At 52.3% G+C, this 14,016-nt stretch carries 4 protein-coding genes and 2 rRNA genes (1 of these 6 cut by a window edge); 4 read left to right on the forward strand and 2 right to left on the reverse strand.

What is annotated here, in order from left to right; genetic code table 11:
* The first annotated feature begins 9 nt into the window (after positions 1-9).
* The 4 genes from ACO6UX_RS11820 to ACO6UX_RS11835 all read left to right on the forward strand — a co-directional run bounded on the left by ACO6UX_RS11820 (position 10) and on the right by ACO6UX_RS11835 (position 11,663).
* Positions 10-1,581: a hypothetical protein gene (locus ACO6UX_RS11820; RefSeq protein ID WP_422447755.1), complete on the forward strand. Its 1,572-nt coding sequence runs from the start codon at positions 10-12 to the stop codon at positions 1,579-1,581.
* A complete protein-coding gene (locus ACO6UX_RS11825; RefSeq protein WP_422447757.1) occupies positions 1,490-5,824 on the forward strand; it encodes a hypothetical protein in 4,335 nt (1,444 codons plus the stop codon). The genes ACO6UX_RS11820 and ACO6UX_RS11825 overlap by 92 nt, the downstream gene beginning before the upstream one ends.
* A complete protein-coding gene (locus ACO6UX_RS11830) occupies positions 5,821-8,391 on the forward strand; it encodes a hypothetical protein (RefSeq protein ID WP_422447759.1) in 2,571 nt (856 codons plus the stop codon). The genes ACO6UX_RS11825 and ACO6UX_RS11830 overlap by 4 nt, the downstream gene beginning before the upstream one ends.
* A gap of 77 nt (positions 8,392-8,468) precedes the next feature.
* Positions 8,469-11,663 carry a choice-of-anchor L domain-containing protein gene (locus tag ACO6UX_RS11835; RefSeq protein ID WP_422447952.1) on the forward strand — a complete coding sequence of 1,065 codons (3,195 nt, stop codon included), beginning with the start codon at positions 8,469-8,471 and terminating at the stop codon, positions 11,661-11,663.
* 340 nt (positions 11,664-12,003) lie between these two features.
* On the opposite strand, the gene rrf is transcribed toward ACO6UX_RS11835, so the two are convergent.
* Positions 12,004-12,119, reverse strand: a 5S ribosomal RNA gene (gene rrf / locus ACO6UX_RS11840).
* A 148-nt stretch (positions 12,120-12,267) separates the two neighbouring features.
* Positions 12,268-14,016, reverse strand: a 23S ribosomal RNA gene (locus tag ACO6UX_RS11845) (it continues 1,733 nt past the right edge of the window).

Here is a 14,016-nt window from a genome sequence, read left to right on the forward strand (position 1 = left end):
CAGTTATTCATGTTGAAGCGCCTTCTGACCATCGCCCTGCTCACCCTGCTCTGCCTGCTGGCAGGCTTTGGGGCGTGGGCGATTACCCCGGCGGACACTATGATTCTTACCCAGGCCAATGCCAGCTATTTTGATACCCAGAACGGCACACCGGCCATCGCTATTTCCAATCAGTCCTGGGTCATGGTCGGGGCAGTGCATGCCTTTGAACTGAAACACGACCAGAACCGGTCTGGTATTGCCGGGCAGCAAGTCTATTTTGTGCACAGGCTGACCAATCTGGGTAATACCGCCGACCGTTATCAGTTGTCGTTTATTTCAGCCAGGGCGAGCGGCCTGACCAATCTGCAGGTATTTGAATATCGGGGTGCCTTACCGGCACCGGGCACGCCACCGCTGGCCCGTACCCGTACCCTGCAACCCGGTGAGAGCATGCAGCTGGTCATCCTCGCCACCATTCCAGCCGACGCGGCCAACGACGAACGTCTTTTTATCACTCTGGAAGCCCGCTCAGAACAGGACAACACAGTTAAGCAACAAGCCACGGATCAGGTAACCATCAGCGACGTGGCGGTTCGGCTGAATAAAACCGTCAGCAAAGACACGGCGGAGCCGAAAGATACTCTGCACTATGAGATCCGGTATCAGAACCTGGGCAACAAGCCATTGCCCTACGGCACCACCACCATCGATAGCAAACCGTTCCATGGTGTTCTGCTGGAAGATATTCTGCCGCCACAAACCTCTCTGGATTACACCTTTCCGGAATTTGCCCCCTACCAGGCCATGGTGGTGGTGCGGATGGAAGACGGCAACTGGCAGAGATTCGAAAACTGGAATCACCGCCTGAAACCCACCCGTATTGGCCTTATGGTGCCCGCTGCCCAGCTGCAGCCCGGCCAGACGGGTCGGTTAAGTTTTGCCGTACGCATCAACCCGAATATCAGCAACGATACGCTGATTGAAAACCGGGCACACCTATATAACAAACTGGATTACGAAACCGTTGAGGGTCGTAAGGCTCTGGTTGTCAGTAACCCGACGTACACCCTGGTTACAGAGGCCGCAGAAACCATTAACCCGGAACCAATCCTCCGTTTTATTGAGCCCTCCGGTGCCAACAGGGCTCCGGACTTTTATGGTGAATTTGCTTCTTCTTTTGTTTACTACCTGAACAACAACCCGACAACAAACAGTGACGTTTATCTGGAGCTGGAAGGGGGAAACTTTGCCCAATCCAGAGAAACTATAGATGTCATTGAGTCGGTCATAGTTCGCTCCAACCGTGGTGATTCGCTTCGGGTAAAGTTGCAGGAAACGGCCATCAACAGCGGTGTGTTTCGCAGTGTATCGCCACTGCGATTAGCCACCGACCAGCAGGACAATAATGGGCTGTGCCTTTCTGCCAAAGCCAATAGCAAAATCGCCCTGGCGGCCCAACCGGATTACAGCCAGCCGGGCAGCAACTGTTATCTGGCCTCGCAGATCAATGACCAGCTGGTGGCTTCGGTACAATGGTCATTTTATCTATCCCCGGTTACCCGAGGGGCGCTACTTTATTCAGGTCACTCCTCCGGTTAATTATGCTTTTCCGTCGAAAATGGCACCCGCCATGATGCCCGGGAAAAAGATTCATGATGCCTCTTATGGGCGCAGTGGCATACCTGAGGATGATAATGCACCACAGCCTTTTGCTTTAGCACGGGGGGGCATCAATACACAGGGCACTTTTGAGGTGAGCAGTGCCGGTGTTGAGGTATTTGATGTACCCGTGGATGCCATGGTCGCCCCGGGCGGCAGTCTGACCCTGCAAAAAAATGCCGATCGGGATGAGATCGCCCCCGGAGAGCGGATCCGCTATGAGCTGAAGTTGCACAACCCCGGTAACAATGATCTGTTTAACCTGTCAGTTGTGGATACCCTTCCCCACGGTTTTAAGTACGTGGCTGGCACCACAAAGATCGATGGTATTACGGCATCAGACCCGGTGGGAGCACCAGGGCCTCAATTGCGCTTTAGCCCTCAGGCGGCACTCGCCAGCGATGATGAACTGCTTATTACCTATATTCTCCAGGCCGGTGCCGGGGCCATCGACAGCGATGGCATCAACCGTGCCACGGCCACCGCCAGCAAGGGTGTGACCGGACAGCGGATCAGTTCCAACGAAGGGAAAGCGGAGGTGACGGTTCGCATGACCGGCGTGCTCTCCGATAAAGCCATTCTGTTCGGTAAAGTGTTTCTTGATAGCCAGTGTGCAGGAGAATCCGGCTACGGGGTGCAAGACAGTAACGATTGGCCTGTGGGTGGTGTACGCCTTTATATGGAAGACGGCACCTGGGTCATTACCGATGAATACGGCCAGTACAGCCTGATGGGCCTGAAGCCCGGCAACCATGTACTTAAGGTAGACCCGGTCACCCTGCCTGACGGGCTGACCCTGAAACCGCTGGATAACCGCCACGGTACCGACGGCAACAGTCGTTTTGTCGATCTGACACCCGGCGAAATGCACCGGGCTGACTTTGCCGCACAATGCCCTGCCACCGACGCAATTGTTGAACAGATCAAAGCCCGCAACGAAAGCATCAGCGGCGACTGGCTGCTGGACGATGCGGCAAAATATAACCGCAGCAAACCGTCAGAAACCGCCGACGCCAGTGGCGACCTGTCCAATGGTGTGATTCGCGCCCCCGAAGCCAACCAGCAGGCTGAACAAAAGCAGACAACCGAAGCACTGCCTGCGGACAGCAAAAAAAAGGAAACAGCAAGCGCAAAAATTCCTCTACCCAAAGAAGCCATAAAAACCGTCACCCGCCAGCAGGCCGAAAAAGGTACCTTCCTCTGGCCGCTGCAACAAACGGCCGATGGTCGCTTTATGGCGGTAGTGCGTGCCGGAGTACAACCAACGTTGTATATCAACGGTGCAGCCGTAGCGAATGACCGCCTGGGTGAGCAGCTGCTCAATAACCGTGAGCAGGCCCAGCTGCTGGCCTGGTACGGTGTCTCCCTGCAAGAAGGTGAGAACCGGGTGGAGATAAAAGCCACCGATATGTTCGGCAATGAACGACTGTTGGCGGGTAACACCTTTAGCTACGCCGGTTCGGCTGCTTCTATACAACTGGTGCCTTCTGCCAATGTATTGCCAGCGGACGATGGTCAAACCCTGCTGCCAGTAACGGTCAAATTGCTGGATAACCACGGCCTGCCTGCCCGGGGTATCTACTTTATCACCCTGGAAAGCACCGCTGGTCGCTGGCATGAAACCGATATTCAGGATCAGGAACCCGGGCATCAGATTCGTATTGATCACGGTGCAGCCACGGTAAACCTGCGCTCCGGAAACGAGACTGGCCCGGTTACCCTCAGGGCAACCACAGGGCAGCTGTCCGGTGAGGCGACCATCACCCAGGTAGCCCCTTCCCGGCCGTTAATGGCGGTGGGCCTGGTAGATATCAACAGCGGCACCATGCCTGACCTGCTCTCGGCCACGGAAGATGAAAAGGTGACCCGCACCCGTGCAGCGATGTTTGTCAAAGGGGATATCGCCAAAGACACCCAACTGACCCTCTCCTACGACAGTGATAAAAACGACGATGCCGAACTGTTCCGTGATGTGGATCCGGATGATTACTACCCCATCACCGGCGATGCCAGCGAGAAAGGATACGAAGCCCAGAGCCGCAGCAAGCTCTATGCAAAAATTGAGCGCGGCCTGAATAGCATTATGTGGGGGGATTACCAGACCAACAGCCAAAGTGCGGAATACGATCTGGCCAAAACCCAGCGCAATCTCACTGGCATCAACGCCATCTATGACAATGGCAGCACCCGTATTCAGACCTTTGCCGCCCGGCCGGAAAACAGCTTGCGCAGCGAGATCATCGAACCCAATGGTACAGCGATGAACTACCGGCTGGCAGGTGCACCCATTGTCCGCCACAGCGAAACCATCACTCTGGAAGTGTGGAGCAGGGATAATCCGGGCCTGATGCTCAGCTCCACCACCCTGGGCCGGGGCAGCGACTACACCCTGGATGAATTCAGTGGCTATCTGAAATTCACTGCTCCGGTCAACCGTCGGGATGACGAGGGCAACCCACAGAAAATCCGGGTGAGCTACGAGGTGGAGGACGATGGCGAAGCCTATACCGTGGCCGGTGGTCGTGTGCAGCAGAAACTGGGGGATCAGGTCACCGCAGGCATCAGTTACACCCTGGATCAGCACAGTACCGAAGGCAGTGAGATTGCCGGTGTCTGGGTTGAATACCAGCCAACGGAGAAAACCACAGTCGCCATTTCCAGTGCCAGGATGACCGGTAAAACGGTGGACGATAACAACCCCTCGCTGATTAATGAGCAGACCGGCAACGCCACCCGTATCAAGATTAAACTACAATGGTCAGGTAAAGGAGAAACCGAGATCACCTGGGCGAAAGCGGATCAACACTTTACCAACAGCAGCGGCGGAGTATCTGTCGGCCGGGAAGAGAGCAGTGTTAAGCACAAACAGTCACTGACTGACAGCCTCGACCTGAGAGCCGAAGCGGAAGTCAGCCGCTCGGAAGACAATAGCAACGGTTCCGGCGACAACGCCGGTGTTTATCTGGATAAACGAGTAGGCAACGGCTGGCAGTTAACCGCCGGTAGCCGGTACATTCGTCAGCGCAGTGATGAGGACCATAATGAATACCTGACCGTTCAGGCGGGTGTTGAAAAACGTTTCACCCTGCTGGATAAGGACGCCTCCCTCTCTGCAGAATATGAACAGGCATTTACCGACAGTCGTTGGCGGGCTGCGGTGGAAAGTGACTGGCAGGTTGCTGAAAAAGTCTCCGTGTATGGTCGGTTTGAACGGGATCACCACCTGGGTCCGGTGTCTGGTGACAGCGATCGCAATGAGTTCTCCTTCGGGGTCAAAAGTGACTGGTTGCCCAATACCGACACCTATTCCGAATACCGTATGCAGGGGGCTACCGATGGTAACCAGCTGGAGTGGGTCAACGGTGCGGATACCCGGTTGGAAGTGACCGAAGGCTTGTCACTCTCCCCCAGTGTCGAGTGGATTAACACCCTCAGTGGCGACAGCAGCAATGACGGCCTGGCCATCTCTGTGGGTATTGACGACAAGCGCCATGGTAATCAGCGGGCTACGGGGCGAATAGAGTATCGCTACGGACAGCTGCAGGATTATTACGGACTGGATGGTGCCATTGCGCGACGGTTAAATCGTGACTGGGCTGGCCTGATCCGTGAACAGTTCCGGCTGGAAAACCCGAAAGATGGCGAGGGTGATCAGCGACTGGAACATGCTTTTACGCTAGGACTTGCCCGTCGGCCAAAACTGAACAATGTCCAGCACGGTCTCTATCTGTATCAATGGAAAGAAGAACGGGATGAAAATGATGACCGGGAGGAAGATCGCCGGGTGCATCTGCTCTCTACCCATCAGAACCGTAAAATCCGCCCGGGCCTGACCCTCTCCGGCCGCCTGGGTAGCAAATGGGTCACCGATGAATTTGACGGAGACCCCTTTGACAGTCAGACGACGGTGTTCGACGGTCGCCTCACCTGGGATTTGAACCGGCGCTGGGATATGGACCTGCGCAGCGGCCTGCTCAGTGTGAATGGTGACGACAGTGTACGCTGGTCAGCTGGTGTCGGCCTGAATTATCTGGTCGCCAGTAACCTGCGGGTGGGCGTTCATTACAATATCGAAGGTTTCCGGGACGACGATCTGGACAGCGAAAAATACAATGCTGAGGGAGTGCATCTCAGCCTGCAGTTCAAGTTCGATGAATCGCTTTTTGACTGGTTTAGATCATGAGCCGTTTAGTAACCCCTTGTTTCTACGCCCGGCTCTGCTGGCAGAGTATTGCCCTGTGTCTGCTCAGTCTGCTGATCGCTGGCCCTGTTCTGGCTGCCACCCCACCGGGAACCCTGATCCGCAGCCAGGCACAGGCGTATTTTCTTGATGAGTATCAGCAAAGTTATATGGTCAACTCCAATGAGGTGACCACCCTGATTCGGGAAGTCACTGGCGTCCGTTTGGAAAATAGCCAGCGTCTTTTGGGAAAACCGGGTGATGAGCTGGTGTTTCCCCATCGGCTAATCAATAGTGGCAATATAACCGCCAGCTACCAGCTGACGGTTACCCACAATGCACTGCTTTATTTTGATAAAAACAACGACGGTCAGACGACAGAGGAAGACAGGGTAACAGGCCCGGTCCTGCTGCCCCCCGGTGACAGCAAAGGCCTGTTGGTCAAGGCCTGGGTGCCGGATAGTGCTGAAACAACGATTACTCTTTCTGCCCGGGTTATTAAGCCCGAGTGCAGTGGGGTCAATGAGCATGAGAGCCAGGGTCGTTTTCAGGCCGTAAATTATGACACCATGTCTCACAGTCTCGGGGTTGTTTATGAGGTGACTCAGAGGGCAGACAAAGCGGAAGCCACCATTAATGACACGGTGACCACTACGTTGTCATTTGCCCGTCGGGATAGTCATAGCGATAACAGCGTTGTGGAAATGCTGTATCGCCTGCCAGCTGAACTGGACTACGTAGGCGGTTCCACATGGCTGTATAGCGATGACGGGACTGAAAAGGTACACATTTCCGATGAGGGTATTCGCACTCCGGAAGGTCTACGTTTTCGCCTTGAGCAGTCTGTTAATCAGGCTGGTGTTCCGGTGCATCGCCATGACGGGAAGCTGGTATTTGAAACCCGGGTGAAAAGCGGCACCAATCAAACGCTTTACAATGTGGCTGAATATACCTTCTGTGAGAAGGGTGGAGATAAGCCCTGCCCGGATAATGTCAAACAGAATACCAACTCTGTCCCTCTGACCATCAAGGGGTTTGGTGTTGCCCTGAATGGCAGCCCCTACAGTTCTGAACCATACATCGGAGAACCGCAAATAGTGGTATCCGCTACTGCAGGAGGCATCGCGGAATTTACCAACTACCTGTGGAACCGTGGAACAACAAATAGTCAGTACAAAGTTACCCTGGAAAGCAGTAACTTTCCTGAAGGTGCTCAATATTGTTTAACGACAGCGGATAGCGGATGCTCTCCTTTTATTGATCAGCCGGAGCTGCTGGTAAACGACATTGAGTCAGGCAGTTACCGTGAGATCAGGTTGCTGGTGAAATTACCAGAGAACAGCCCTGGTCAGCAGGCTGATTTCTCTCTGCAATTAAAAGCCACTGATATCCTTGCCAGCTATAAGGTGGAGGATACCACTGAGAATATATTGCTACAGATTGAAGGCTCCGCTGACTATTCGGTGGACCTGACCTGTGAAAATTGCCAGAACGGTAATGGCGCTGGTCAGGGGCCGGAAGACAGTGCGGTGGTTACGCTGACCGGCAATGCGGGTGAGACTCTGCGGTTTGAACATATTGTCGTCAACAATACAGGCAACCGGGCCGACAGTTATTTGCTGGATCTGCTGCCCAAAGAAGGGGTTACTTTGCCGAATGGTATTCGCTGGTCCTTCGTTAATGAGTTTAATCAGACGGTCACTGGTACCGGCGTATTGGTTGCCGGTCAGCAGCAAAAGCTGAGCCTGTTGGTGGAACTCCCCGATAATCTGCTACCGGGCACCTGGTCCTTTTATGTAAAGGCCGCTTCACCGGTTAACCGGGGTGTTGCTGATCAGCTGCACCTGGCCATGATCGTTGAGGAGCAACAGCAAATCACCCTGACACATAACGGCAGAAGTCAGGTATCCCCTGGCAGCTTTGTCACGTTTATTCATCAGTTAAGTAACCCCGGCAACCAGACGGTCTCCGGGATTACCCTGCATCTGGAAGATTCCCGGGGTGGAGAGGGTTGGCAGTCACTGGTTTACCACGATACAAACAGCGATGGCCGGATAGATGGGGATGATCCGTTGATTCAGGGTGAATTCTCACTGCCCGCCAAAGAAACACGCCAGCTGATCGTCAAGGTATTTGCCCCGGCCAGTGCCAGTCCGGGTAGTGAAAATATCACCACGTTAACCGCACGGTTTGGCGGGCAACAGTCTATGGCGGTCACGAACTCATCAATGGCCAACAATGCGATTGTGGTAATCACCAAAATACAGGCGGAATGGGACTGTAGCAGCTCGCTGCCAACGCATTTTTCCAACGAGACTTTCCCGGTCAAACCGGGTGAGTGTGTCGTTTATAAGCTGACCGCTACCAACCAGGGCAGTGAGCCGGTTCATAATGTGGTGATTTATGACAAGGCAACGGATTTTACCCGGCTGCATAATCTGCATGGTCTTCCTGAAATGAGTGAGGGAGGAGAGCATGGCGTGTCCGGTCAAATGATCAAAGCTACCTGGAGCCAGGGGCTAATGCCGGGGCAGTCGGTATGCCTGAAGTTTGGGATTCAGATTCAATGAGTGGTTTTTCATGCTGCTATTTAAAAGTTAATAGCCGTTTATTTAAGACGCTGGCCTGGTGTTTTTTTGTTGTTTTGATGTGTTTTTTTTCCTGTAGCCTTCAAGCCAAGATCCAGATAGAAAGCCATAACAGCTGGTTGGCAATTATAAATGCTGTTAAAGCTAACCTGCAGGGTCCCGGTGTTGAGATCAGTAACATCAAAATTGTTAAGGCTGCTTATGACGATGATGACAGCTATTCCCAGGTTGGTACTTTCAGCAATGGCACTGAAAATTACACCCCCAATATTGGTATTTCTAAAGGACTGGTAATTTCCACAGGAAAGGCGGGTACACTTGGCTATTATAATAAGGATAAACTTGGTACAGCATTCATAAAATTTGGTCGCGATCCAGACTTGGCCAAGCTCTTCGATGGAGAAGTTTGGCAGCACGATCCTGTCATCATCACATTTGAAATCAAGCCAAAGTCAAACAATATTTCAATCGATTTTGTTTTCGGCTCTGATGAATATGGGGGCTGGCTCGAAAACTTGGGAAATATTGATGCTTACGGTTTTTTTATCAGTGGGCCGGATATTCAGGGTGGCTTTGCAAACCGGGCAGTGAATTTAGCTACTCTGGATAATGGTGACCCCGTCTCCACAAAATACGTGAATCAAGACAAAAACTCCGAATACTACATCGATAACGGGGATCATCGAGGTAAGCACGTTGCTATGAGGGGGGTTACCAAAGTAATTAACCGTTCAATTCCGGTAATACCAGGTGAGTGGTACCAGGTTAAAATAGCCCTCGGTGAGAGGGGGATCGGGGTATATGACTCCAGCGTTTTTATCGGCCAATTTAAAAGCGAGCGATTGTTTAGCGGTCGTCTATTTCATCACCGGCTTGGCAGTGTTAATGAAGACCGTTTGGCCGAAGGTGATGAAAAGGCGTTTGACTATTTTAGCAATGCCCGCGTGGTTTTGTTTGATGCCCATAAGAATAAGATGGAAACAAAAACCGGGCCGAGGGGAGAGTACCGGTTTATCGTTAAAGACCAGGGCCGTTACCAGATAGCCGTTGATGCTGCCACCCTGAAAGCTGCTCACGATGTTAATGTTTATTATCCTGAACAAACCTGGAGCAGTCGTGGTGGCCGGTGTATTGGCAAAAACTACAGCGATGTGACGTTAACAACTGCCGGTTATTGCTATGGTGGGAAAACCGGTGGTCTTAGTGACGAACTCAAGAATCAGAATACACCTGAAAGTGCAGAACACCTGATTGAAGTACCCGCTGGATTACACGACTATAACCGTCTGAATTTTGGTTTCAGCTTTGATGTTGTTACCCAGCCAGGGGATACCGGGCAGGGTAGTTTGCGTCAATTTATTGCCAATGCCAATGCCGGTGTCGGTACGGGAGAGATGCTATTTGTGCCGACAGTGCATCCGAACAATGGTACAACCTGGAAAACTGATCTTCAGACGTCATTGCCTGCGATTAAGCGAAGCCAACTTATTATTAATGGCAGAGCGTTCAGCCTGACAAACCCGGAAGAGCGAGTTAATCCCGATCCTCAGAAAATCAAGGATGGGCTTAAAGCAGGAGCCGAACAGAAGTCATTACCATTTTGGCAAGCCCCGGATTTACACCTGGAAACCAAAGTATCGCAGGAAGCCATCTTGCAATTGCAGGGAAGTGGTCAGAAGGTGCAGCACATCGCCTTGACCAATGGTTCCGGCAACACCGGCAATATGAACGGCATTATCGCATCCAGTGCCTGTAATGAAGGGTGCAGTGTGGTTAATACCGTGATTGGCAAAAACCCGGTTGGTGCCCCTTCACCCAAGGCTTTTTATCGTGGCATTGATGCTCCCTATATCAACCATGTACGACAGGAAAACGGTGTTTTGATTGTGGAGGGGTTTGCCATGCCGAAGGTCAAACTCGAGTTTTACAGCGTCATAAACGGCGAGTATCGCTATTTGTTTGAGAGGATCGAAGGTAGCAACGACGATAAGGATAACGGCAGAGCCACTTATATAGACCCGGTTCAGGGCAGCAAGCTGATCACCCAGGAACAGTTCCAATTCACAATTCCCAATATGCCGCTCACCGGATCATTAGCGGCTATTGTTATTGATGATCATGGCAATACCTCGGAGTTCAGTGTGGGCACTACAGGCTCTGTTCCGGGCTCTATCAAAACCGATATATGGCAAGACCAGAACCGCGATGGCGAGAGACAGGCCAATGAAACCGGCTTTCAAGGTATTCATGTCAGGTTAACTAAATTGGATAAAGTGTCTGGCATGCCTGTGTTGCAACGAGAGGATAAAACAGACGCAAATAGACTGTTAACCTTTGCTGATGTTCTTCCGGGAAATTACCAGGTTGAAGTTTTACCAGACCAGCCCGGGCTGAAAGACTGGCAACCCGGAGCGAAGGGCAACCCTGTTGAACTGACCGTTGCAGCCAGTCAGAAATCACCAGCGATGTTTGGTTATGTACTGGGCACTCCGGAGTTGACGCTGACGCCGGATTATCAACGGGCGGTGGCACCTGGTCTGGCGACCCGGTTCACCCATACATTTTTCAGCTCTATGGTGGGTAATGCCAGGCTCAGTTACCAGTGGCTCGATAGCAGTGGTCGGCCGCTGACATTGAACTGGTCAGTACAGCTGTTTGAAGCCGACTGTGATCAGGCAGTAAAAGACAATATCCAACTATCTCAGCCCATTAGACTGGAGGCCGGTCAGAATATCTGTTTTGATGCTTCGGTTTTTGTTCCTGCAGAAACGCCGTCCGGTTTCAGGGCAACGCTGGAGATCACGGCACAGTTCACCAAAGCGCCTGCCGGGATAATGGCAGAGCATGGCCAGGAAGAGAAAATTACCCGAAGGATACGCGACACCATTACTGTCACCACCGGCAGCAGTGGACGACTGGTACTGAATAAACAAGTGCAAAATATGAGCGAAAGCACAGGCCCATCCACTGCCAATCAAGCCAGCCCCGGTGACATGCTGAGATACACCCTGTTTTTCAGTAATCCGGGGGCTGGGCCCATTCAATCGCTGTCACTTCGGGACAGCACGCCGCCCTTCACATCGCTGGCCAGTGAAGTTCAGTGCCCTGAAGCGTTACGCGAAACATGTAAAGTCAGAACCATCGATGGTAAGGAAACTTATCAAGGATATCGTGGCGATATTATCTGGTCATTCAGCGAGAAGTTAGCACCCGGTGCCAGTGGCAGTGCCAGCTATGACGTGATAATTGAATGACCGCTGAGAGTTTCTGTTCCGGGAAGTGGTTAGGAGGAGGAATTTAAATCAAAGGCTTTATTGCTATGCAGGGACAATACCATGGCAACATTTTTCATCCCGGGTTATTCCGATATGGACATCACTCAGCTATATTCCATGCCAAGTATGATGTGCCAGGACGACATACCAGCCTGCCAAACTGGAATCCAATGCTGGGCAAATGGTAATACAGCTGGCTTTTTCAGTGGCCTCCGTTGGGCAATTAATCCACTTTATATTTTTTCGCTACAATGCAAAAACCCCGACAGATTGCTCTATCGGGGTTTGCAACCTTGAGCGAACTCAAGGTAAAAATGGTGCCTGGCGATGACCTACTCTCACATGGGGAGACCCCACACTACCATCGGCGATCGGTCATTTCACTGCTGAGTTCGGGATGGGATCAGGTGGTTCTAACCTTCTATGGTCGCCAGGCTAATTAGATACTAGAGACTAGAAACCAGTCTCTAGATGGAATCCTTTAATTAAGCTGCTTTCTTGCTTCACACTCTATGCGTATGGCTCCAACTGACAACTGGCCACTGACCACTGTCAACTGATTCGCAAATCGCTTTGGCGTTATATGGTCAAGCCGCACGAGTCATTAGTATTGGTTAGCTCAATGCCTCACAGCACTTACACACCCAACCTATCAACGTCATAGTCTTTAACGGCTCTTCAGGACTCTCTGGGAGTCAGGGAAGTTTCATCTTGAAGGGGGCTTCCCGCTTAGATGCTTTCAGCGGTTATCCCGTCCGAACATAGCTACCGGGCAATGCGTCTGGCGACACAACCCGAACACCAGTGGTCCGTCCACTCCGGTCCTCTCGTACTAGGAGCAGCTCTTCTCAAACTTCCAACGTCCACGGCAGATAGGGACCGAACTGTCTCACGACGTTCTAAACCCAGCTCGCGTACCACTTTAAATGGCGAACAGCCATACCCTTGGGACCGGCTTCAGCCCCAGGATGTGATGAGCCGACATCGAGGTGCCAAACACCGCCGTCGATGTGAACTCTTGGGCGGTATCAGCCTGTTATCCCCGGAGTACCTTTTATCCGTTGAGCGATGGCCCTTCCATGCAGAACCACCGGATCACTAAGACCTGCTTTCGCACCTGCTCGAGATGTACCTCTCGCAGTCAAGCGTGCTTGTGCCTTTACACTAACCGTACGATGTCCGACCGTACTTAGCACACCTTCGTGCTCCTCCGTTACTCTTTGGGAGGAGACCGCCCCAGTCAAACTACCCACCACACAATGTCCCCGATCCCGTTTCGGGACCCGGGTTAGAACCTCAATATTGCCAGGGTGGTATTTCAAGGATGGCTCCACGATGACTGGCGTCACCGCTTCAAAGCCTCCCACCTATCCTACACAAGCAACATCAAGATCCACTGTGAAGCTGTAGTAAAGGTTCACGGGGTCTTTCCGTCTAGCCGCGGATACGCTGCATCTTAACAGCGATTTCAATTTCACTGAGTCTCGGGTGGAGACAGCGTGGCCATCGTTACGCCATTCGTGCAGGTCGGAACTTACCCGACAAGGAATTTCGCTACCTTAGGACCGTTATAGTTACGGCCGCCGTTTACCGGGGCTTCGATCAACCGCTTCTCTTGCGATAACAGCATCAATTAACCTTCCGGCACCGGGCAGGCGTCACACCGTATACGTCCACTTTCGTGTTTGCACAGTGCTGTGTTTTTAATAAACAGTCGCAGCCACCTGGTATCTTCGACCAGCCTCAGCTTACGGAGCAAGTCCGATCACCAAAGCCGGCGCACCTTCTCCCGAAGTTACGGTGCCATTTTGCCTAGTTCCTTCACCCGAGTTCTCTCAAGCGCCTTGGTATTCTCTACCTGACCACCTGTGTCGGTTTGGGGTACGGTCCCTTCTGACCTGAAGCTTAGAAGTTTTTCCTGGAAGCATGGCATCAATCACTTCAGTTCCGTAGAACCTCGTCATCAATTCTCGGCCTTGAGGTTTCGGATTTGCCTAAAACCCCAGCCTACGATCTTAAACGCAGACAACCAACGCTGCGCTGACCTAGCCTTCTCCGTCACTCCATCGCAGTCAGAAGGGGTACAGGAATATTGACCTGTTTCCCATCGATTACGTCTTTCGACCTCACCTTAGGGGCCGACTCACCCTGCGCCGATTAGCGTTGCGCAGGAACCCTTGGTCTTCCGGCGGGGGAGCTTCTCACTCCCCTTGTCGTTACTCATGTCAGCATTCGCACTTCTGATACCTCCAGCATACCTCCCGGTACACCTTCAACGGCTTACAGAACGCTCCTCTACCAATCCAGTGATCAGTTGTCTGTTGTCGGTGAT

Source organism: Endozoicomonas sp. ALB091, assembly GCF_049310265.1.
Taxonomy (GTDB): Bacteria; Pseudomonadota; Gammaproteobacteria; order Pseudomonadales; family Endozoicomonadaceae; genus Endozoicomonas.

Coding starts and splice junctions, on each gene's coding strand:
- ACO6UX_RS11820 (WP_422447755.1), top strand. CDS start 10: ATGTTGAAGCGCCTTCTGACCATCGCCCTGCTCACCCTGCTCTGCCTG.
- ACO6UX_RS11825 (WP_422447757.1), top strand. CDS start 1,490: ATGACCAGCTGGTGGCTTCGGTACAATGGTCATTTTATCTATCCCCGG.
- ACO6UX_RS11830 (WP_422447759.1), top strand. CDS start 5,821: ATGAGCCGTTTAGTAACCCCTTGTTTCTACGCCCGGCTCTGCTGGCAG.
- ACO6UX_RS11835 (WP_422447952.1), top strand. CDS start 8,469: ATGTGTTTTTTTTCCTGTAGCCTTCAAGCCAAGATCCAGATAGAAAGC.